The organism is Mesorhizobium sp. WSM4808 (genome assembly GCF_055811675.1).
This window is the reverse complement of record NZ_JBVVQX010000028.1, coordinates 25,871-49,208: the sequence shown is the minus strand read 5'-3', so window position 1 is coordinate 49,208 and position 23,338 is coordinate 25,871. Positions and strand designations below refer to the sequence as shown.

Here is a 23,338-nt window from a genome sequence, read left to right as displayed (position 1 = left end):
CGGCCGCTCGACGAGCATCTGATGCCGCGGTCGACATTCACCACAATGAAGGAGGAGGACCGCCTTGGACTGGGCGTCCAAGGTGACGGCGCGCAGTGGCTTGCCGAAGCGCGGCAGATGCTCGACTTCAACCTGAAGCGTCTGGCGCACAGAGCGCGGTCCGGAAAGCTCGAAGGTGTTCGTCTTGAAGACGGTACCTTGATCGTGACGCCAACGGCTGGCGAGATTCCGGCGGCGGCCGAGGAACTGAATGCCGAGATCAGCGAACTTTTTCCGCTGGTTGAAGTGCCTGACCTGTTGAGGGAGGTGCACGAATGGACCGGCTTCGCGGATTGCTTCACGCATGTTCGCACGGGCGACACTCCGAGGAACGTCACGGCTATGTTGGCCGGCGTGCTGGCCGATGCGACCAATCTCGGTCCGAAACGGATGGCGAGCGCATCCAAAGGAATCAGCGCTCACCAGATCGGCTGGATGCGCACGTTCCATGCCCGGTCGGAGACCTATTGCGCGGCGCAAGCATGCATCACCGATGCGCACACCCGACATCCGCATTCTCGACTGTGGGGCAACGGAACAACCTCATCGTCCGATGGCCAATTCTTCCGCGCGAGTGACCGAGCCGCAAAGCGCGGCGACATCAATTTGCATTACGGCAGCGAACCAGGATCGAAATTCTACAGCCATCTTTCCGATCAGTACGGCTACTTCAGCATTCTGCCGATCAGTCCGACCGAAAGCGAGGCAGCCTATGTGCTCGATGGGCTATTCGATCAGGACACGATCCTCGATATCCAGGAACACTTCACCGATACGGGCGGTGCGAGTGATCACGTCTTCGGGCTGTTCGCCTTGATCGGCAAACGCTTTGCACCTCGGCTGCGCAACCTCAAGGACCGGAAGTTCCACACGTTCGAGAAAGGCGATGCATATCCGGCATTATCCAACCACATTGGCGCCCCGATCAACGCCACCCTGATTCTTGACCATTGGGACGATCTGCTCCATCTGGCGGCGTCGATCACGACGCGATCCGTGGTGCCGTCCACGATCCTGAAGAAGCTGTCAGCATCACCGAAGGAAAGCCATCTCGCAAGTGCGCTACGGGAACTTGGCCGGATTGAGCGCTCGCTGTTCATGATCGAATGGTACTCAAGTCCAGCGCTACGCCGGCGTTGCCAGGCCGGCCTCAACAAGGGTGAGGCAGCACATAAGCTGAAGCGCGCCGTCTTCTTCCACGAGCGCGGAGAGATCCGGGACCGATCGTTCGAAAGCCAGGCCTTCCGCGCCTCCGGCCTCAACCTCGTCGTCAGCGCGATCGTACACTGGAACACGGTCTACATCGAACGGGCCGCCACCCACTTGCGCAACATGCGTCGCGAGATTCCGGATCATCTGCTCAGGCACATCTCGCCGCTGAGCTGGGAGCACGTCAATCTGACCGGCATCTATACCTGGGACAGCGAGCAGCATCTGCCGGAAGGTTTCCGGTCGCTTCGCCTTCCAGTTGGGCTGCGACGGGCCGCATGAGTTCTTGATCCGTTCGACCTTAGCGTGTCGCTGGGAACAGTTCTTGTTCTGCCCCCAACCACGACGTCCATCAGCCCCTCCGATCAAGCCCGAGCGGACCTGATGGCTTCCTTCAGAAGCAGAGAGCGCTCCGACGCGGGGCGTTGAGCTCGATGGCTGGGGTCAGCAGAACAGCTCTTTTGACGACAGAGGCGTCGCTACAACGCGCACCACCGACTTCGCTTCCGCCGACGGAATGTGCGGTATTCACATATTCAACGAGCGTGCTGCTCCTTATGGCTGAATGTAGAGTCTGGCATACGGGTCAGGGCAAGACGCGCAGGTAGTAAGGTGAGTCGCTCGGCGGGCCGAAGCGGCCGAAAACCTGCGCGATAGTGGACTGCGTATCCTTGTTTGACAGATTCAGGCACGCCTTCAGCAATGTTGAGGTGGCGGCGAAACTGCCAGGGCTTCCACCATCGAAAACGGCAAGGCAGGTTAAAGATAAATAGGTTTTCGCGGGGTCGAATTGATCAAGGATGAAGCAAATGAATGCAGTCGGTTCGCCGTATCTGCTCAGATAGCCACTGATGTGCGGATTCCGACGTGAAGCCGGCCGCCATTCCGATCAAACACCGGCCACCATTCCGGTATGAAGCCGGCCACCATTCCAACCAAAGACCGGCCGGTTTTCGGCACTGAAGATTACCTCCTGGGTCAGCAACTTTGGCATCAATTACCTCGCGATGAACGAGGACATTTTGATGCCGGCAAAGAGAAGGCTGACCATGAGACAGTTAAGACAAATGCTTCGGCTTGCCGGAAGCGGGACCAGCTCCCGCGAGATTGCGGTCGTATTGGGGATAGCGCGCAGTACGGTGCAGGAGGCGTTATCAACTTAACTCGCGTTCAGGGATTTGCGGCATAGACCCGATGTCATGAACCCGCAACCGTCAGCTACAAGCGCCATCGTTTCGCGCCGCAGATCATCGCCCATGCAGTCTGGCTTTACTACAGGTTCCCCTTGAGCCTGCGTCTGGTCGAGGAAATGCTGCTGGAGCGCGGCATCGTGGTTTCGTATGAGACAATCCGCCGGTGGGGCATCAAGTTCGGGCCTGATTACGTTCGAGGTCTTCGCAGAAAGCGGCCGAGCCGAAACGATGTCTGGCACCTGGACGGGGTCGTCATCACCATCGCCGGCAGGAAACACTGGTTGTGGCGCGCCGTTGACCAGGATGGCTATGTGCTCGACGAGATCGTCCAGAACCGCCGCAACACCAAAGCGGCCAAGCGCTTGCTGACGCGGCTGCTGAAGAAGCAAGGCGTCGCGCCGAAGCGCATGATCACCGACAAGCTGCGCTCCTATGGAGCAGCCAGGCGACAGGTGATGCCGGACGTCGAGCATTGGTCGCATAAGGGATTGAACAACCGTGCCGAGAATTCGCATGTGCCGCTGCGAAAACGGGAGCGGATTATGCAAGGCTTCCGATCACCAGGAGCACTGCAACGCTTCGTTTCGATCTTCTCGGCTCTGCGCAATCTCTTCGTCCCGCCCCGCTCAAAACGCTCCGCTCTCGCCACACATATTCACCGCCTGCAGGCCATGGCGGAATGGAAAGCCGTGGCCATGGTCAGCTGACATCAGCGGCCGCAGGTCTCAACGCGTGTATATGCAGACAACGTGACATCGCCCTCGTCGGGCCACTTTTCACTTCCACTCCAGAAGGTCGTGACAAAGCCTCCGTCCAAAGCGGCCTAACGGTACAGGAGGCAAATGGCGTATCCACAGCGAACATCCCGGCGTTCACTCTCCGTTCGACCTTAGCGCAAGATTCTGAGCAGCTCTTGTTCTGGCCCCGAATTGGATCGCTGCTCAACACATGGCCTTTTAGCGGTTATCCTTCATGCAGGATGCTTGCCCGCGCGACTGGATGAACCTGCCCTGTTCCCGAGTACATCCGCCACCGTGACGACCGGAAGAAAATTCGAGCTGATCGTAGGACCGCTCGCTGCCTGAAGACGGCGCTCCGCGCTACATCGGTTTCGTCCGCGGCTATGATCGCGAGCTGCAACGGCGCATTCTCGCCCATCTCAAGAAGCAGGGCGACCAAGCCAATCACGATATTACCTTCATCACCGACTGTGGGGAAGAAGTCCGCTCGCTCGCGGAATGATCGCACCGGCGAGCGAGCATGTCCTCGACTGGTTCCATATCACCATGCGCATCACGGTCCTTTCAGTTCGTGCAAGGGCTCGAAAACCACCGACGAGCAGACCGGACAGGACCTGCTTGAAACCTTGCGCAGGATCAAATGGCATCTCTGCCATCGTAACGTCTATCGTGCCCGTGACGAAATCGCCGACCTGCAGTTCGACCCGGAAGGTCTCGAAACAGGCTAGCCGAACATGCGCAAGTTCCTGACCCCCAATCGGCGAGTTCCAGGCCTACATAGCCTTCCAACAGTGCCAGCCTGATCAATTACGGCGAGAGCTACCGGTCCGGAGATCGCATCGGCGCCTCTGTCGTCAAAAGAGCTGTTCTGCTGACCCCAGCCATCGAGCTCAACGTCCCGCGTCGGAGCGCTCTCTGCTTCTGAAGGAAGCCATCAGCTCCGCTCGGGCTTGATCGGAGGGGCTGATGGACGTCGTGGTTGCTTCGCTCGCCTGCCGCCCCATGGCGAGGCTTTGCGGATTATCAGTCCTCTGCCTCTTCTCCGGTCTCCACAGCGCTGTGGAATGTTCAGTGTTGATGATGAAGCCGCGGCTGTTCACGAGGTTGTTCCTGTCAAATGTACGCGTCAGCTCGTCCTGCGCCTCGCGCGACTTGCCCAAGTGCCGTTCAAACGGCGCTGGCGCGACTTGTCGGGCTTGCTGCTCTTGCAAGACGGCGTGTTGCACCTGCGACCCGGCTGCTGCAAAAGCATCCGCGGGGATTGCGGCAAGCTCGTGCGGCAAGCGGCCCTCCCTCAGTCGGTTTTGCAGCGCCTGCCGGTCGGCGAAGAGATAGTCGAGGTGCAGCGGCAGCTGCGGGACTGGCCGCTCTTCGTTCGCCAATCGAAGAACCAGCTCGCGCGTGCCTTCCACCACAAAGACGCCGCAATCAACACCGTTGTTCTGCCGGGCCATGGCGGGTGTCACAAAGGTGGTCGCGTCCAGTCTTGTTGCGAGCTCTCGTGCAGGTGCGTCATTGGATCCCCGTCTATCGCGCTGATGGATGGAGTCGTAGTGATAGGCGACCGCTCTTTCCGGGTCGCGGCGATCAACGAGCAGCAACGACCAATGCTCGTTGCGTCCATCATTCTCCACCATAGCCATGGGATTGCCACTGTTCACTGGCAGGAACACGAAGTCGGCTGCGACGTCGTTTTGATGATAGATGGACAGCAATGTAGGTTGCGGGTCCCGGTCGTGACGGCGCAGTTGCTGGGAGACCAAGGGATCCACCAGCCGCGTTCGGGCGGCGAGCGCTGGGTGGGCCACCTGCAGGTCCTGCTCCAGCAACCGGTAATCCCTGTGGATATGGGCGTCGCCCAGCAGGTCGGCGCCGAGCACCTCCCCCCGGGGGAGGTTGGACGAGCCTGACGGAAAAGCTCCGATCCGTGCATCGGAAGAGGTGGTCAGATCGACTAATGGAACACCGCGATAGGTGTCTGACAGCATGGCGGTCGCAGGCAAGGCGTGTCCTGGAGCCCTTGCCGGTACTGCCGCCGCTGCAGCTTCCCTCATCGCACCGCTATGGACGAGCCAAACGTCGTTGCCCCCCTCTGGCCTCCGGGCGGTGTAGCCGTGACCGTTAATCTCGTAGTTCCATTCCGGCGTTTCCGCGTCCGGCAAGAGGCCCTGGTGATCCAGGAAAGGGAGCATCGCTTCTGGGACGCGTTGAGTCCCATGGGAGAAGCCTTTGGGGACGGCGAATGAGATATTTATGAAGTCCTCGATCGCAGCGGGGGGTGCCTCAGACCTTGCAAAGGGCGCGGCCTCCGCATGCAGGCTTCGGATATGTTCGGACCCCGTGCCTTGAACGGGTAGCCCTTGCAATGGCAATTCACCCAACTGCTGCATGGGGGGCTGCATCGGCACGCGGCCGCCTGAATTGCCGATTTCGCTCGGCGGCTGCTGAATGGCGGCGGCTTGCGGGGCCCACTGCCTCTCCGCTGGCCGCAACGGCGCCGTCGAATGTTCATTGTTGACGATGAACCGCTCGGGTGGCGGGAGGTTGCCCTGGTCAAGCGCATCCGGCGAGCGCCGGATCTGCTGTTGGCTAGCAGCTAACGCTGGCGGGGCGGCGGTCTCAACTCCGGCGTGCCCAGAGCCGGCCGCTGCCAAAGCGTCCGCCACGATCCTGTCTGACGCGGGCTCCCTATCGCGAACCCGTTCCAGCGCCAAGCGGAGATAACGGTTGCCTGGAAACAACCTCTTGGCGAATTCGATCCGCGAATCGTGATCCAGCCCAGAGATCGTCTGGCCCCGACTGTCAAGCGCCTCAGAAAATTTGCGAAGATTACGACCATAGACACCACGGGTGCTTGGGGCCAAGCTGCTGTCACTGGTCACTTGTTCCAAGACATGCGCGTCTGCCTTTGAGGGCACCGTCACTGGCCACCGGCCAGTCGCTGAATAGCCCGGCTCATGATACGCACGCAGGACGTTCAACGCCGGCTTTATGTCCTTGTTTTGCGGAAAGAAAGTATCGACGTGATCGACCAGGGATTGGTGATTTTTTAGATCAGTCGCTTGGCCACGAGCGCCGAGATCATTCGCCAATCGGCGAAGCGCAGACGAGTATATTCCGAGCGTCGGCGCGCTATGGTGTTGCTGAGCCGCAGCGTGGGCGATCGCCTTATCAATCACGTCCCGGTGTTCGTCCGACAGATGGGGATAGCGGGTAGCACGGACGCCACTCGCGACAGGAGCCGGATCGGCTCGGCGCGGCTCGGCCACGTGCTGCTCAAACCTCACTTGCCGGGCCTGGCCCGCATCCGGCAAGGGGCCATGGCGGAAAGAGAGCATCGCCTCTGGGACGCGTTGAGTCCCATGGGAGAAGCCTTTGGGGAGGGCGAATGAGACGTTTATGGAGTTCTTGATCGCAGCGGGGGGCTCAGCCCTTGCGGAGGGCGCGGCCGCCGCATGCAGCCTTCCGATGTGTTCGGACCCTGTCCCTTGAACGGGTACCCCTTCCAATGGCAATTCACCCAACTGCTGCATGGGGGGCTGCATCGGCACGCGACCGCCCGAATTGCCGATTTCGCTCAGCGGCTGCTGAATGGCGGCGGCTAGCGGCGTATTCAGGACCGTCTGCCTCTCCGCTGACCGCAACAGCGCTGTGGAATGTTCATTGTTGATGATCACCCGCTCGGGTGGCAGGTGGTTGCCCTGGTCAAGCGCATCCGGCGAGGGCCGGATCTGCTGTTGGCTGGCAGCTAACGCCGGCGGGGCGGCGGCCTCAACTCCGGCGTGCCCAGAGCCGGCCGCTGCGAAAGCGTCGGCCACGATGCTGTTGAGGTCACCCGGTCCAGCGGGCATCCCTGGGTCGCTGAAAAAAGACGAGGCGGCTTGATCATCCTGCCATTGCTGAGGCACTTCGCTCAACAGCACTTCGCTCAACCCCTGTTCCAGTCGCAGAAGCTCCTCTGGATTGGTTGGCGACTCGTCAGCTTGATCGAACAGCCTCCGGGCCTCGGCCAGGTGCTGCTCAACGCCCCCTTGCCGGGCCTGGACCGCTCGCCCCTCTTCCAAGCCGACGTTCTGCACCTGCGACAAAGCATCGCTGAAACCCTGTTCCAGTCGCAGAAGCTGCTCTGGATTGGCTGGCGACTCGTCAGCTTGATCGAACAGCCTCCGGGCCTCGGCCACGTGCTGCTCAACGCCCACTTGCCGGGCCTGGACCGCTTGCCCCTCTTCCAAGCCGGCGTCCTGCACCTGCGACGAAGCTGTTACACGGGATGGATTACTATTTCGCGGGTCCACACTAGCCTCACATCAAACTGTATCGTCAAAGTCCTGCGCCAATCCACGCAGCGGCTCATCGGGTTGAGATTCTGCCGGGAGCCCCTCGCCTGCTTGCATCAAGGGTACCGGCTCCGGGAGGGCGCCTGTCTGGTTTTCAAAGATGCGTTTCAGAATGCGATCCGAAAAATATCGCACCTTCCTCAATTGCAATGGTGGCAAACCTTTGATGAGAACGATCTCTACTCGTCGTTGAGCAGCCGCACCTGTTCGGGACGCAACAGCGGTGCACCCTGATGTGAATTCTGGATGTTCCAATCGAACGTTCGCGCCTGGTTGTAGGAAATCGATTGGGCTTGAAACGTGTATTCACCGATAGCTTTGGAAATGTAGTTCGGAGTCTCGTCATCGGCAGTGGCCATGAACACTTGCAGGCCGGTATTGCTGAGAAAATTCTGCTTGCCAGCCTCGCCATAGGCCCCCGTCAGTGCCGAGAGGCTTTGGATGATGAGCATGAAGCGACCCTTGTAGCCCGCGATGGTCGTAATTGCGGTCTCGATCGCCTCCAGCTTACCCAAGTGCTTGAATTCATCGAGCAGAAAGAAGTGCAACGTCCTGAACTGCACGTCGCGCTTGCCTCTCGGCGGATTTGAAGCTACCAAGATCGCGTGCTGTATCGCGCGGGTTAGCGGTTACTAACCGTTCTGCAACATGGTCAATGGCCCGTCTGGAAGGTCAAGGTCCTCGGCCCTCCTCCCGTCGCGGGATGAACTTCCAGCTGCACGTGTCCGTTTGCTATCGCGATCCATTGCTCAGCTTCCAAAGTCGTTTCTGTACCCCATGAGGTTACCATCGAAGCTTGATCCGCTAAACCAATATGGTGTTACACTTGTAGTCTCGCAGAGGCTTCTCCCAGCTCTCTGGGCCACGTCGAGAGCCGTAACCGGATCAGGACTGGGCTTTCTGGCTGGCTGCGGCTTCGCTTTGAATGATCCGGCCTGGCATGCTTCAGTCGGCGATATCCTTCACAAGCGCGACATTCCGGCTGCGGTGACGCTTATGTCTGTCGGATACAACCGTGTGCGCAGCGTCGGCCCGGCTTTGGGGGCGTTATCCTGGTATTCTTTGGACCGCTGGCCGCTTTCGCCCTGGCCGCGCTGAGTGATCTCGCGCCTCTAGGCGCAATATGGCGTACTAAATCGAAAGTTCGCTCCTCGCCTCTCCCTCGTGAGAGAATGATAACGGCTGTTCACGACGGGTTGCGCTTCACCGTGATGTCCTTGGAGATCAGGGCGGCGATCGCCCGTGCAACCCTTTTCGGCTTGGCCAGCATTGCCATCCTCGCGCTGCTCCCGCTCGTCGTGCGGGATCAGTTGAAGAGCGGCCCGATCGTCTACGGCATTTTACTGCCCGGGTTCGGAATGGGGGCTTTCATGGCGGGCATGAGCAACAGCTTTCTAATGAAGATCACGTCCCAACACAGGCTGGTATCATTCATTCGCCTATGTCGCCTGTGCAGCATGTTGCCTTTGCCTTGCACTTACATCGTCCGTCCCGGTGGCGGCCATTTCGCTGGCACTTGGTGGCGCGGGTTGGCTTATCACATGGACGGGCATTGACGTGTCGGTGCAGCTGGCAAGCCCAAGGTGGGTTGTCGGCCGCACGCTCTCGATCTACTACGCCTTGAGCGCTGGCGATATGGCTGCCGGCAGCTGGATCTGGGGCTCCGTCGCGCAGAATTACTCCCTGACATGGCAGGAGTGGCCCGATCGTTGCCAAGGTCGACTATTCCATATCCGAAAAGAATATCGACGCCTTTCCCGGCTGTATGCGCGCAAAGCGCCACGCTCTTAGCCGTGCTGGTGCACAAAACTGGACTCTCCAGCGCAATCTTCAAACGCCTTCACTTTGGACGGAGACGTTCCGCACGCCAACCTGGATGGACTTTCTTCGCTTGAATCATCGGCTCACGGCAGCGGATAAGGAAGCAGACGAACATCTTCTCGCGCTGCATGGTGGCGAACTTCCTCCACGCTTTCGATCGAGCGAACGACCGAGGAAGCTCGTAGCCGTGCCTCAACAATCGTTTCTCGTCCTCCGAGGTGACGTCGTCATGAAGCTGTCAGCCGACGAACAGGCGCAATCGTCCCCTGGGCTGAGCGGAAGGTTCGCACGGTGCCCTCTGCAGGAACCGATCTGTAGACCGACGTTCCAGTCTGCCATTTTATGCGACTGGAAACGCACAAAACGAGAACAAACCGAGTTATCGATCCTTAGCTTGTCCGGTTTGAGCTTTGAGCTTTAGTTGAGCCTCCACGCGCTCTCCACTCACAACCGCCAATCTCACGTTTCGCCACGTCGTTTGATGTGCAGAGAATGCCGGTCTCGCCCTCGCGTCACTCCCCCTGCCGTTGTTTACATGATATGGCACAGCCTAAGCGATATTCAGTAATCCACGGGGGCCAAATCATATGCATCTTCACTCTTTGACTTTTAGGAACTTTCGTAGATTGAGAGATACACGCGTCGAGTTTGCAAACGATCTGACAATATTTGTTGGAGCCAACAACAGCGGCAAAACGTCTGCAACTCATGCTGTGGACCTATTTTTGTCCGGTTCTAAGGACAAATTCACTGTCAATGATTTCAGCGCAGATTGCTGGCCGGGCTTTGAAAATTTTCCGGCAGAAGATGCGGCTGAGCAAGCCTTCGAATTTCCAGCCATAACTCTTGATGTGTGGATCAGCGTTGATCCGGACAGTCTCTACCGGGTCGTAGATCTCCTGCCCCGAGCCGCATGGGAAGGCGCACTCGTCGGCGTCCGAATTGAGTTTGCCGTGAAGAATGCCGCCCAGACGCTGGCCAGCTACCGGAGGATGGCGACCGAGGCCGCGAATTTCGCGCAGACCAAGGCCGAGCATGGCGCGGACTACAAGCCCTGGCCTCGCCACATGCGAGACTACCTCGCGCGAGAGCTGAAGAATGAATACGGCTTGCGCTATTTCATCCTCGACGAAGCGTCACTCGACCCCGCGAACGCTGGCGAGACTTATACGCCGAAGGAGATTCTGGGAGACACCGAGCGCACGGGCCACTCGATCATCAATTCCCTGATCAAGGTGGACTTCCTGAGCGCGCAACGACACTTGAGCGACGGAAACGCACAGGCTCGAACCGAAGATCTGTCTAAGCGCCTCAGCCGTTTCTACACGCGCAACCAGAGCAAGCGCGAAGACGACCACAACGCCCTGCGCGCGTTGGCGCTATCTGAAGACCAATTGACGAAGCATTTTTCAGACGTGTTCAAGGATACGTTCAAATCGCTGCGCAAGCTCGGGTATCCCGGCCTTGCCAACCCTTCACTGGAGATCCGCGCCGCCCTACGGCTGGAGCGCCTGATGGGCGATCAGCAGGCCAAAGTTCACTACCTGCTCGAACAGGCGATCGGTGGTGCAGAAGCTCTGTCCCTTCCCGACAGCTACAACGGGTTGGGTTTTAAAAACCTCATTTACATGGGCGTCGAACTCCTCGACCTCCATGCTGCGTGGTCGGTTACAGAAGAAGGTGAGGAAGAAAAGCGCCAGCCAATCCACCTGATGTTCATCGAGGAGCCGGAGGCGCATATGCACGCGCAACTCCAGCAGGCCTTCGTTCGCAAGCTCACCGAACTCATCCCGCCCGCAGGCGCGGACGCTCACGCCACGCAGTTCGTGATCACGACACATTCTCCGCACATCCTGTACGAGCGGGGCTTCAAACCGATACGCTATTTCCGCCGTTCGGCAGAAATCGGCTCCAAGCAAAGCTCGTCTGTTTTCAACCTCTCAGCCTTCTACGAGAGCAACAAGGAAGACCGGGACTTCCTGCAGCGATATATGAAGCTGACGCATTGCGACCTCTTCTTCGCTGACGGCGCAATCCTTGTTGAGGGCAACGTCGAGCGCCTCGTACTTCCGTTGATGATCGGACACGGCGCTGAGAAGCTGAACGCTGCTTATCTCAGCATTCTTGAGGTTGGCGGCGCCTTCGCCTTTCGCTTCCAGAAGCTGATTGAGTTTCTCGGCCTGCCAACCCTGATCGTGACGGACCTCGACAGCGTGTACCCTCCCAGGCCCAAGGACGCTCCTGAAGCCGCACCGGACGCCAATGGGAACGCCGCTACCCAAAGCGATAACGACGCGCGTGAAGACGAAGACGATGAGCTTGATGATGAAGTTACGGCTGAAGGAGATGAGCCGAAGCCAAGCTCAAAATGCCCTGCCGGAACGGCTGGAGCTGTGACGGCAAACCAGACCCTACGCCAGTGGCTCCCTGGCAAGATGCTGATTGAAGACCTCCTGGCCGCGGCGCCTGAAAGTAAGCTGCAAGCGCCCCAGAATGGCTTGGGTGCGCATGTGATGGTGACGTATCAGTGCCCCGTGACCGTAACGTGGGGAGCGGAGACGGCTGAGCTGAAGAGCCGAACCCTCGAAGAGGCCTTCGCTTACGAAAACCTTGAATGGTGCCAGAAGAAGGAGCACCACGATCTGAAGCTGCGATGGAGCAAGGCGGGAACCATGCCGCTGACCGATCTCGCTTCGAAAATTCACACGCGCGTCAAAGGCCAGCATTTCAAGAAGACCAACTTCGCCTTGGGTCTCTTGGCTAGCAGTGACGCTACATGGGTCGTCCCTACTTACATCCAGCAGGGCTTGGACTGGCTGACTCAACACGTGGCGATCGTAGAAGAAGAGACGGATGACACGGCTGAAGTCGCGGGCGCCCCAGAAGCTCCTACCCAACCTCAGAACGTTCAGGTGACTCAATGACCAGCCGCGCGGGAAAGCCAGATACGACGGCTGATATTGCACTGAGAACCTTGCTAGACGATGACGCGTCTACCGGGTTCGTGATGGTCTCAGGTGCAGGGTCGGGAAAGACGACCTCGATCGTCAAAGCGCTCGATCATCTTCTGAAAACACGAGGCCGAGCTCTCCGAGCGCGGTCCAAAAAGATCGCCTGCATTACTTATACAGAAGTCGCGGTCGCCGAGATCTGGGGTGATGTCGGCAACAATCCGCTGTTCCACGTGTCCACGATCCACAGCTTCCTCTGGGCGGCCGTGAAGCCGTTTCAGATCGACATCGCAAGCTGGGTCGGGCGTCGGCTCGACAAAAAAATCACAGACACTGAAACTGAGATTGCAGGATTTACGAACAGGACGCGGGCACCGACGCGCGAACGCAAAAACGCCGACCTCGAACGGTATCGAGCCCAAAAGCTCACGGTCAGTGATGTGGAACGCTTCACCTACGGTGTCGGGAGCGACTACCCTAAGGGCATTCTGGGGCACGACGACATTATCAAGCTTTCGACCGAGCTGATCCGCGACTTTCCGGTCATCGCCAAAGTGGTCGGGCAGAAGTACCCGTTCATCTTTGTCGATGAGAGTCAGGACACCGATCCGGATGTCGTCGCGGCACTCCAGGCGATCTCAGCCTTGCTTGGCAGTAAGTTCTGCCTTGGGTTCATTGGCGATCCGATGCAAAAAATCTACACATCCGGGGCCGGCGTCATAGCACCTCTCGAGGGCTGGAAGTCTATCGAGAAGCCTGAAAATTTTCGCTGCCCTATCGCTGTCCTCAATGTGATCAATCAGATCCGCGCGGGCGATGACGGTCTTGTTCAGACCGGCGGCAAAACGAAAGAGGTCGGAGGCGCACGCGTTTCGGTCCAAGGCTCGGCGAAACTGCTCGTGGTGTCGAAGACCGACCGTACTCAGAGCCTAGCTGACGCGCGACAGTGGCTAGCACACCACAACAACGACGCCCTTTGGCTCAGCGATGAATCTGACGCTGACGTGAAGGTCTTGGTGATTGCCCACCGGATGGCCGCCAATCGCCTTGGCTTCGGCTCCCTGTACGAAGCCTTCCACGACAAGACGTCTGACCGTCTCAGAGACGGTTTCGATGACGGCACACATTGGGCCGTCACCCCTCTGCTGAAGCTGCTGGCCCCCTTGATGCTAGCCGATGCCGATGACGATCAGTTCGAGGTTATGAGCCTTCTGCGTCGCCATGCGCCTTTTTTGCAGCGCGATTACATGCAGGCGAACGCTGTGCCCGGCATTTTGAAAGACATGGACACTCGGGTGAAAGCACTCGCGCAGATTTGCGGAGAGGCTTCAGCGACCCCTGCTTTTGCTGCGTTCGAGCATCTGCGGGGCGGAGGCATGTTCAAGCTGGATGATCGCATCCTCGCGGCAATGGCCGAATACGATGCTGCGGCTCCATCAGTTGAAAGCGGCGACCATGCTGCTTTGGTGAAGCTCCTTCACACGCCAATCCGCCAGCTATGGGGCTATCGTCGCTACATTGAGGAGCAGTCGCCGTTCGAAACGCATCAGGGGGTAAAGGGCGCGGAATTCAGCCGTGTTCTCACGATCCTCGATGACGAAGAAGGTCGCCATAATCAGTTCAATTACGGCAAGTATTTCGGCATTACGCCCCCCTCCGACACGGACGAGCAGAACATTCGGGACGGCAAGGAAACGACGGTAATGCGCACCCGTCGCCTTCTTTATGTCTGCTGCTCCAGAGCCGGCGACGATCTGGGTGTTGTTTTTTTCGCGGACGACCCCGCGCAGGCTCACGCCGCTATCGTCGCGTCCGGCCTGTTTCACCTTCAGGACGTCATCAATCTCGCCGCTGCCTAGGCCACTATAAGCCTACCATCCTGTCAGAAGGGCTATCGACCTGTGGCGTCTTGGAAATCGTTCCACATAGTCTAAATGCCAAGCGGCTATGCTCGGCACAGATGCAGCCCACGGCAAGGGCGTCTGGATAGTCGGGGGTTCCATGTACCCCCGGCACACAGCTTTTTGCTGTCCACAGAGAGGCCTATCCCTCCGGTTGATGTTTAACCGGCAACTGAGCCCTGAGCCATCCGACCTGGTAACCAGCTGACGGGGCGGCAGGCGCGATGTGACGCTTAAGTGCGATCCGACAAACCTGTTGCCGGTCGGGAGCTATTCATGTGTGGATCTCCGCGCTAGGTGCGGATCTTCCAACAATTCGCGTGGATGACCTCCCCTTCCCTTGGGGCGACGGGGTTGATAAGCACCTACCTTCAACGCTACGCCCTCCTGTAGGTTGTTTCGTCTGGATGCCAACTCGAGCGGTTAGCTCAACACCACGTCGATAAAGCCCTTTCCTTCCCTGATTCGTTCGAAGTCGGTGCGCAGAGGCTGGGCTCTGTCGAGCCATTCCCGCTCATAGGCTTCAAAATCCGCTGGATCTTTCGGTTTGAAATCTTTGAGGTCAGGCTTGTAGATTCGGGTATCGCCAACGCGCCGCGCTATTTCAGTCATCAGCAGCCCTCGCGGAATCGTGCGATATTTCCCACGTTCGGTCGACACAACCGCCATTGCTTTCGACTGCTGGCCGGCCGCCGGCACCGGCAGGATTGCATCCAGGATCGCAGTCGCCTCGCTCGGCTTTCCTTTGCCCATATCCCAGGGTGTACTGTTTTCACTGCCATGATGGCCGATTTTGAGGAAATCGACGGCTTTGCCGAGCAGATCTCGGCGCTCGTTCCACATCACATTCCACGAGCCGTTCATCTTGCTCTCTTTGAAGTCGCCGTTCCATTCAGCGTCACCGACAAACAGCAAGCGCTTCTTGTTCCATTCGATCAGCAGAACGATGCTGGAGTTGTTTTTCAGCGTGCCGTCCAGTTCGGCGAATGCCAAAGCGTTCGACTGCATGCGGGCGCGAAGGGCGCGAAAAGAGGCGGGACTGATATTGCGAGGCGAAGGTGGCTCTTGGGCTTCTGCTGTCGCATCAAACTCTTTTTCCGCGTCGAACGCGGCCGCTCCCAGCACGCCCTTCAAGGTACGCTGAGCGGTTGCGCCGAGATAAAAACGATCGAAATCAGCCTCCGGCCCCAGGATGTTGATCTTCGCTTTATTGAGTGCAATGCCATGCGTTTCATTGGTTTCGCCTGCTTGCACGTAGGTCGGCTCTTCGCCATCGAGCAACGTTTTGCGCAACGTCTGCATGGCGCCTTTGTTGTCGATCTGGAAAACTGACAAGAGCTCGCTTGCGCGAGGGCTGAGAGTGGGGCCAAGTGCTGCTAGTCCCCGCATGGCCTGCTCAGCGACCCCTCTAATCTTGCGGGTCTTTCCCGCCTGCGGATGTTTGGGATTCATTGCACAGTTCATCCAAACCGCGCCTACCTTCATGTTCTCGAACAGCTTGGGATCGAAGCCCGCTATGTGATCCTTGTGCTCATGCGTGACAACGACAAGATCAAGCCGCTTTTTTCCATCCTGTGTGTTTGGCAATTCGGTCTCGAGCTGTTTCATCGCCGCGACAAGAAGCTTCCCTTCGCTCCAGGTGCCGCAGTCGATCAGCATATGGAATGCATCTTCCTTCTTGTCGGTTTTGCCGGGGATGCGAACATAGATGCAGTCGCCCAGACCGACGTCATAAAGGCGGATCAGGAGCTCATTTGCCATCTAAGCGCTCCCAGGCTGGAATCATCGTCATCATAAACATGAAAGTGCGGCGAGAGCTCAAACCGAACCGAGCCGTCAACTTCGCGCGCGATCAGCGGCGGCGTAAGGCTTCCAACGAGACCTTCGGGGCCCGCTAGTTCCTCACCAACCATCCCCTCCTCGATGCGTCTGGCAAGTGCGTCGAGATAATCCTGCCTGCGCTGCTTGCCAGCCTCGACTTCAGCTAAGGCGACCTGCTCAGTGCCAAAGAGTTTTTTGCGCGATTTCACCTTCTCTATCGCCACGCTTGCGGTGGCAAAGGGTTCGCTGCCTGGCTTGCGCGCCCAATAAAGCAGGCTGCCATTGACGTCGAAGACCATTGTCCCGCCACAGAGCAAGCTGGTCGTCTTGCCACTAAAAGAGCCAAACTGCGTGCCCGCTAACGCCAAGTCCTCGCGCCACAGATATTGGAGGATGATCTGTTTGGGCTGGAAGAGACCTGGACCGACCATCTTCTCGGAGGTGAAGACCTCATCGACGATAATGTCGACATGGTCGGGAACGAACAGCTTGTCGCGGTTGTCATCGAGATACCGGTAGGCTGCGGCACGCGAACTCCCGATGAGCTCCGGATCGTGCGTAATTGTTCCTGGCATCCGATCGTACAAGGGCGCGCGCGCCAGCAGGTCGGTCCTCTCCTCCGCGGTCATGATCTCGCGATGGACGAAAATGTCCGCGATCATCTCGCGATAGTTGTTGGGATCAGTTGGGTTTGCGATCGCGAGGTTGCGCATGACAGCGCGCGCGTAGTCGTTGAACGTAACCTCGACTGGCGGCAAAAGATCAAGCGCCTGGATGGCAATTATCTGCATCTGGGCGACCGCATATTGTAGCGATTGAGCTGGAGTGTGTGTCTCCCCGCCGCTGCGCTCTCGTTTGAGATATTGCTCGGTCAACGCAACGAAGATGTCGAACATGGCTCCGGTCATCACCTCCGAGAGCGCGTGAGGTTCAATCTCATCCTTGTATTCGCCCAGCAAATGCTCGTTAGCCGCGCTACGAAGATATGGTTGTCCTGACACGGCGTTGCCGAACTCTGTGGCGACAGATGCGATGAGTTCGTCACCGGATTTCGTCTTCAAGTGGCCCTTGGTCCTGGCCGCAAGCTCCTTACGGAACGAATTGTTCCGCAGCGTCATCAAGATTGCGGTCAAGTCCCCAAGGAATTCGTGAAAGGCACCTGTCTGTGGTGAGACCGCCTCCAAGTAGTATGGGCGAATCCCATCCAGCAGGGCATGGCCGAACTCGTGATTGACGATATCGCTGGATAGGCAGGTGTGAATTCGCTGACCGCTGTCGTCGTCAAAATAGTAGAACTGGAGCGACTTGCTCTGGCGATCATAATAGGCATTTGCGCCGTAACCGGCATTCGGCGTGACCAGAAGCCGATTGCCTTCGAACGCCCAGGAGATGCGCCGGCCGAGGCCGCTTGGGCTCTCGAAGAAATCAAGTGTGCTTTGCAGAATTGCCCAAGTGCTGACCTGGCGGAAGTGAGCGGTTTCTTTTAACGCTCGATCGATCCTGTGCCCCTTCGGATCGAGAAAAACCTTCTCGCCGACGCTCCATTTGGCCGGATCTTCCAACGTATTTGTGGTGCTGTCGTAATCGACAATAGCGAACCTTGCACTTGTGGGGCCATCGCCAATGCGTGGCTCCCAAGGCACATAAAAATCGTCATCGATTTCCAGGCCGGGATTCTTCTTCGCAACAAGGGGATCCTTGTAATATGTGTCGAAGCGGACCTTGAGGCCGAGCTTCTTCTGCGTCGCCCCATCCAGGAACCGTCGAGAAGCGTAGACGTCTCGCGTCTCTGCAGGTGACAGGGCCACCGCCACAGCCTTTTCACCCTTCTTAACGGGACTGCTCTTTTTCGCCACCTGCATCCCCCTGCAATCGTGAACTTGGAGGCGTTACGACTCTCTGCCCTAACTGCCGGCTTCTTTTGCCAGGCGATCTTTCATCAGGTCACCATAAGGCTCGACATCGAACGCCGTTGGAAAATTCTCTGGCTTATATCCCAAGATGGCTGCCTTCCGATCCAGAACCGACTGATGAACAAACGGCCGCGGCTCCTGTTTCTCGATCATGCGAGGCTCGGCCTGCGGAATATAGAAACCGAGGGCGGATTTTCGCTTCCATTCACGCAATTTGACCGATTTTGGAATCCACTCGAGCGGCTTCCAGCCCCACGTCACTGAATCGTGCACGGCCCCAAGTGGATTCGGGCCGACGAAGTTCATCTTCCCCTCGCTCTCCCCTGTTCCGAAGACGAGGCGCTCCCGCATCCGAGAATTGATCTGCAATCCAAACGCGGTGGCTTCATCAATCATCCAGTCGAGCGGAAACTTAGAGATAGCGCCGTCCTCTTCAGGATAGCCACTCCCAACATCCGAATGACACCCGGCGAACCAGACTTGCTTGATATCTTGTTCTTTTGCTGGCGCAGTTTTGTCGAAAGGATCTTCGACAAACGGCTGTGGTTCGACCCACCGGTTCAGTCGGAACATGCGACGATGCTCATCGATCGCAATCGCGTGGCGAAAGACCTCGACGCTCGGGTTGGTCCTTGTATGTGGCAGTGTCTGGAGCTGCGGCAGAAGTCGGTCCTTTCGCGGCACGATGACCGACGCAACCGTATCCCAGACACCAAGAAATTTGATACGAGCGTCTCGGGCTCCAGAGACTTTGGAGAAGTGCCAGGCGACGTTTAGGTCGTTCTCGTCGCTGGCCTGCTTATAGGAGCTTACAGCATATCGAAGGATGTTAAGCTGATCTGGCTGCAGCAGGCCGATCATGTGGATCAGGCCCCCAACGGCGCGGACTGTGTAGGCACCGCGGCTGAAGCCAAAGAGGAAAATTGCGTCCCCTTCGACGTAGTGCTGGCAGATGAATGCGTAGGCACCCGCGATTTCAGTGTCGAGCCCATATCCCGTGGCCAGTTCAAACACCGATTTGGTGTTTTGCCGCCAACGGGCCCACGCGTTGCTGGTGCCGATCGTGCCTACGCCAGCGTCGTAATAGACGCGCTGTTCCTCATTCTTCTTCAGAATGCGGAACAGTTTCAAAACGTTCGAGAGATTGCGCTCGATCTGGTTGCCCGTACCGTCGCAGCAGACGACAATGTTTTTCCCCACCTTGTCTTACGCTCCCCCACTGATGTATCTAGACTAAACTGGACGACTTTGAACTTCTTCCATCTAGCACGGTTTTTCGTGCCGGGCCCTCCCCGAAGCAGTTTAAACTCCGTTTGGGGCTCGCATTTCCTGCGAATACAGACCCTCAGGTCGAAAGCACACCGCGAATAGAAGTGCGATAATTGTTGCACTCCTCTAGGATTCTGTAATCCGAATCACTGCGTGCAAAGTTATTTCCTGGACAGCAACACCGGCATGGACATCCAAAAGGCAATCTCTAGCCTCCTCAATCCATCGAAGTTAGGCGCGCACGTCGCCTGCGCCGTCGCGCACGACGCGCCATGCGAGGGCGACGGGCCACGGACTGCACTGCTCCATGTGCGATTCAAGGAAGACGAACCGCAGGTCGATGCCCTTGCGGAGTTTCTGTGGGGCCAATGCATGTACTACGCTCTGCCGCGAAAGCGGCGGCTTGAGTACACGGCGGCGATCGAGAAGGATTTCACACTGATTGCCCGGGTGCATCAGGCCGTGCGAGACGTCTTCATCACCTTCAATGCAACCAGCCCGTCGCGCGCAAGTGAACTAGGCGAGGTGCTCGCCTATTGCGTCGTTCAGCACCATCTTTCAGCGGCACAGGTCGCGGCAAAAATGGCGCTCAAAACCTCCGCCAACATGCCGGTTCACGGCCTAGACGGAATCCACGCCGCATTTGAAGGCGATGCCCTGACAATCTTTTTTCCGGAATCGAAGCTGGCGGGGAGCGCCAACGCTGGCCTTAAGGACTATGCCAAATCCGCCGCGGGATTTCTCGCCAACCGGAAACAGTACCTTCGCGAATATGAACTGGTATCGGACCTTGGGCACTTGGACTCTCTGGAAGGCGCGGCCCGGGAATCGGCGCTCGATTTCTTCGACATCGTCGGCAAACCCGATCTGCCGAGGCGCGAACGTTCTGTCGGAGTGATCTGCTATTCCGACCGCCGGTTTAATTCCAAATTACCCGTCTCCGATGGTCCCGTGAACGCGCACGAGGAACATTTCGCGGGCCTCTACCGAACGGATCACAAACGGCATCGCAGCGCAGCGAACAAACATATCAAGGCGTCAGGAGCTGACACCGCAAAGAGCCTCCTGTTCCTTGTGGCGGTTCCCGACGTCAATGTCCTGCGCAAGGCCTTTTACCAGGCGATGGGAGTGGAGCCTCCTAGCGAAGATATTCCAGCCGCGCCTGAAGATGAGGAGGACAGCGCGTCCGAGTCGGGGGAGGAGCTAGACCTCGTGGCGCCGGTCGAGAGCACTGTTGCATGACCTTCGCCCTGGACCTTTCCCGTCGGCTTGAGACCCACGAGGCCTTCCGATTCGACTTCGACCGCCTTCAGGCGGAAGCCGCCTTTGCCACTCTCCCCCGCACAATCGAGTCGCGCCGCATCGGGATGGATCGGCAGGATATACTGCGCCTGATGTACTGCGCCGGCGTGTTCGCCCAGACCGACGACGAGACCCTTCGGGCGCTTGCACAGGCGATCTCCCTGGGTGCCCTTCTAGTTGGTCGCGACGACATTCCAGTAGACGCCAGCCTTCGCCTTTTGACCGATCTCGGCAATTTCCCCGCCCTAACGTACGCGGAAGTCCAGCATGAGTCAGGCGGCACGATTCGGCAGGCCTTGCGGGCGGCAATCTCACGAGAGGTGAATGGCATCGACGTCGGCAGCGAGCGAATTGCTCTTACCGATTTCCAGAAACGCGCTTGGGATCGGCTTGGCCAGGCAGCTGCGCTGGCTATTTCCGCTCCGACTTCGGCCGGTAAGTCCTTTCTAGTGATCGAGCACCTCTGCAGGAGCGCAGAACGGTTGGCGATCTTCCGGGCGGTTTATGTCGCACCCACGCGCGCGCTCCTCTCGGAGGTCTATGCCTCGATCCAGCGCCGACTAAGAGATGAAGTCGGCGTTCGCGTTTCGACGGTGCCAACGATCGACCCGGCGGCCCCCGAGCGTCAGATATTCGTGCTGACCCAGGAAAGATTGCAAGTTCTGCTGGCGGTCTCGGCTATAGATTTCGACTTGGTGATCGTTGATGAGGCGCAGAATTTTTCGGACGGTGCCCGAGGGATGATCCTGCAGGAATGCCTCGAACAGGCGATTGCTCGACGGCCGAACACTCGCCTAGTCTTGTTGGCGCCCGGGGCGGAGGGTTTCGACACCGTCGCCGACTCCATTGGCCTGAAGGGACTGGAAGCGTCTGTTTCACTTCTGCCATCAGTCATACAAAACCGTATCCTGGTCAGCCGGGCGGCCGAGCCGAGGACCCTCGCTCTGCGCCTCCTGACCGCTCTTGGCTCGACGTCGCTAGGCGTGGTTCAGAGCGAACGAGGGTTCGACCACCCGGCCAGTCGCCTCGCGGCGGTCGCGCTGGAGCTCGGACGCACCGGCGGTTCTCTGGTGTACGCGACGGGACCCAAGGACGCCGAAACGGTAGCCCTACAGCTACACCAGGATTGCCGAGAAAGCGGCGATAAAGTGCTCGAAGATTTGGCGCAGTTCATTGAAAAGCACATCCATCCCCGATATGCTCTCGCAGCCTTGGTCCGGCGCGGCGTAGCTTTTCACTACGGCAAGATGCCGACGCTGCTGCGGGAGTCTATTGAGGGTGCCTTCAAGTCCGGCGCGCTGAAGTTCCTTGCATGTACCACGACCCTCTTTCAAGGCGTCAACCTTCCCGCCCGCAACGTCTTCATCGACACCCCCACACGGGGAACTAACTCGCGGCTGGATCCGGCAGCGCTGTGGAATTTTGCGGGACGCGCAGGTCGGATGAAGGCGGACATCGTTGGAAATGTTTTTCTCGTTGACTACGACGAGTGGCCGGATAAGCCGATGAACAGCTTCGTCGGCTACCGGATCGAACCTGCATTCGGAAAGGCCGCCGCCGACCATGGATCCGCCATATTACAAGCCCTGGCCGGCGAACTGCCAAGGATGGTACCTGGCGATGAGGTGGCGGGGAAGGTTCGTGCGGCTGCGGGCCTGCTCATAGCAAGAGCCGCCAGAGGCGACGTGGCTCTTTTTGCGTCACGATCCCTGTCCTCGTTCGCGGCAAAAGATCGCGACGCCCTAGTCGTCGCGGCCCAAGCTGCGAGCGATGGGATCGGCCTGCCCGCGACGCTGCTGTCCACAAACTGGACCGTAGATCCTTTCGGGTTGAAGCGCCTGTTCAATGAATTGGTCAGCAAGATCGTAGCCGGCGAAATCGACGGATTGATCCCAGTCAACCCGCACGACTATCTGCCGGCGCGTAAAGCGTATGAGTCGATTTTCATGCGTGCACAGAGGCTGGTGAATCTGTCCGCCAGCAGGTTCCCCGCATTGGTCGCCGGCGTCGCGGTCAAATGGATGCAGGGCACGCCCTACCCCGTTCTTCTTGCCGACGCTATCCGGCGCGAAGAGCGATCCCTTGCGAAAAAGATCAAGGCCTATGAGGATGAAATTGCATCGAATCCGAAGTCACGCAAACGTCGGCCGAAACCGATCGACATCAATGATGTGATCCGTAAGGAATTCGACCTCATTGAGGACGTCATCCGCTTCCAGTATGTGCAACTCGGTAAAGCCTACATTGATGTCCTGGCATTGCGGCACTGCGGATTCGAAGCGCGGATCAAAGAAATCTTTGACTTCTCACTGGCGCTTGAGCTCGGTGTATGTACGAGGTCTGGTTGGTCTTTCATGGAACTTGGACTTTCGCGGATCGCTGCCGCTGCGCTTGAGCCTCATTTCCCAAACTCCGATTTGAGCGTCCAGCACGCGCGGGACTGGTTGCGCAAACTAGACGTGACTCAACTCCAAATCAGTTCGGTGATCGTCGACGAGATGCTCAGCTTGGGGCTGATAGAATTGGAGAATTTCGCTTAGGCGGCCTTATTTGGCCAAAGGCCTTGTCAGCCCTCATCCAACTTGCCTGGCGGTCTCATTGCAGAGGCCAGAAACGGGCGTATTGGAATTCGACGCTTACCGCCACCGGCGCCTGTCTGGGCCACCCGTCAAGAAGTGCCGGGGCGGCTCCTGTGCCTATGAGGGAAGGTGTGGCTTAAAGTTGGCAGTCACCCGGGGAATGATGCGATTCATACGGGGCCAGTATGGGAAGCGTGTCAAGCATGGCGGTATGCTCGGATACGTATTTGATGGCAACTTCGCTTCGGCATTCGCTGCGATCA

10 protein-coding genes and 3 pseudogenes are annotated in these 23,338 nt (G+C 58.3%); 8 read left to right on the top strand and 5 right to left on the bottom strand.

Features of this window, described 5'->3' with window-relative positions:
* The 3 genes and pseudogenes from AC0L2U_RS31405 to AC0L2U_RS31395 form a co-directional block, all read left to right on the top strand.
* Window positions 1-1,530 (top strand): Tn3 family transposase (locus tag AC0L2U_RS31405; RefSeq protein ID WP_473603251.1); only part of this gene is annotated, 1,530 nt, incomplete at its 5' end.
* Between the two features lie 964 nt (window positions 1,531-2,494).
* Window positions 2,495-3,148 (top strand): IS6 family transposase, encoded by a 654-nt coding sequence (locus tag AC0L2U_RS31400; RefSeq protein WP_473603256.1) that lies wholly within the window; start codon window positions 2,495-2,497, stop codon window positions 3,146-3,148.
* A 253-nt stretch (window positions 3,149-3,401) separates the two neighbouring features.
* Window positions 3,402-4,049, top strand: a pseudogene (locus AC0L2U_RS31395) (ISKra4 family transposase); the annotation flags it as partial.
* 22 nt (window positions 4,050-4,071) lie between these two features.
* Here the strand turns inward: AC0L2U_RS31395 and AC0L2U_RS31390 are convergent.
* Together AC0L2U_RS31390 and AC0L2U_RS31385 are read right to left on the bottom strand one after the other, a co-directional pair.
* On the bottom strand, window positions 4,072-7,413 hold the full coding sequence (locus AC0L2U_RS31390; protein WP_473603250.1) for a Ulp1 family isopeptidase: 3,342 nt from the start codon (window positions 7,411-7,413) through the stop codon (window positions 4,072-4,074).
* Between the two features lie 75 nt (window positions 7,414-7,488).
* Window positions 7,489-8,057: pseudogene (locus tag AC0L2U_RS31385) on the bottom strand (type IV secretory system conjugative DNA transfer family protein); the annotation flags it as partial.
* A gap of 109 nt (window positions 8,058-8,166) precedes the next feature.
* On the opposite strand from AC0L2U_RS31385, the pseudogene AC0L2U_RS31380 reads away from it, so the two are divergent.
* The 3 genes and pseudogenes from AC0L2U_RS31380 (at window position 8,167) to AC0L2U_RS31370 (ending at window position 14,149) form a co-directional block, all read left to right on the top strand.
* Window positions 8,167-9,561 (top strand): annotated as a pseudogene (locus tag AC0L2U_RS31380) (MFS transporter).
* A gap of 365 nt (window positions 9,562-9,926) precedes the next feature.
* A complete protein-coding gene (locus AC0L2U_RS31375) occupies window positions 9,927-12,263 on the top strand; it encodes an ATP-dependent nuclease (RefSeq protein ID WP_473603249.1) in 2,337 nt (778 codons plus the stop codon).
* The gene (locus AC0L2U_RS31370) at window positions 12,260-14,149 is read left to right on the top strand and encodes a UvrD-helicase domain-containing protein (protein WP_473603248.1); all 1,890 of its coding nucleotides are present in this window, start codon (window positions 12,260-12,262) and stop codon (window positions 14,147-14,149) included. Before AC0L2U_RS31375 ends, AC0L2U_RS31370 begins: the two co-directional genes overlap by 4 nt.
* 465 nt (window positions 14,150-14,614) lie before the next feature.
* Here AC0L2U_RS31370 and AC0L2U_RS31365 read toward each other — a convergent pair whose 3' ends face one another.
* The 3 genes from AC0L2U_RS31365 to AC0L2U_RS31355 are packed head-to-tail and all read right to left on the bottom strand — an operon-like array spanning window position 14,615 to window position 19,125.
* Window positions 14,615-15,952, bottom strand: a complete 1,338-nt coding sequence (locus AC0L2U_RS31365) for a ComEC/Rec2 family competence protein (protein ID WP_473603247.1) — start codon at window positions 15,950-15,952, stop codon at window positions 14,615-14,617.
* A complete protein-coding gene (locus AC0L2U_RS31360; RefSeq protein WP_473603246.1) occupies window positions 15,934-17,868 on the bottom strand; it encodes a gluzincin family metallopeptidase in 1,935 nt (644 codons plus the stop codon). Before AC0L2U_RS31360 ends, AC0L2U_RS31365 begins: the two co-directional genes overlap by 19 nt.
* A 48-nt stretch (window positions 17,869-17,916) precedes the next feature.
* The gene (locus tag AC0L2U_RS31355) at window positions 17,917-19,125 is read right to left on the bottom strand and encodes a DUF2235 domain-containing protein (protein WP_473603245.1); all 1,209 of its coding nucleotides are present in this window, start codon (window positions 19,123-19,125) and stop codon (window positions 17,917-17,919) included.
* A 222-nt stretch (window positions 19,126-19,347) separates the two neighbouring features.
* On the opposite strand from AC0L2U_RS31355, the gene AC0L2U_RS31350 reads away from it, so the two are divergent.
* Both AC0L2U_RS31350 and AC0L2U_RS31345 read left to right on the top strand, forming a co-directional pair.
* Window positions 19,348-20,436 (top strand): HamA C-terminal domain-containing protein, encoded by a 1,089-nt coding sequence (locus AC0L2U_RS31350; RefSeq protein ID WP_473603243.1) that lies wholly within the window; start codon window positions 19,348-19,350, stop codon window positions 20,434-20,436.
* Entirely contained in the window at window positions 20,433-23,036 is a 2,604-nt protein-coding gene (locus AC0L2U_RS31345) for a DEAD/DEAH box helicase (protein WP_473603242.1), read from the top strand. Before AC0L2U_RS31350 ends, AC0L2U_RS31345 begins: the two co-directional genes overlap by 4 nt.
* Window positions 23,037-23,338 lie beyond the last annotated feature (302 nt).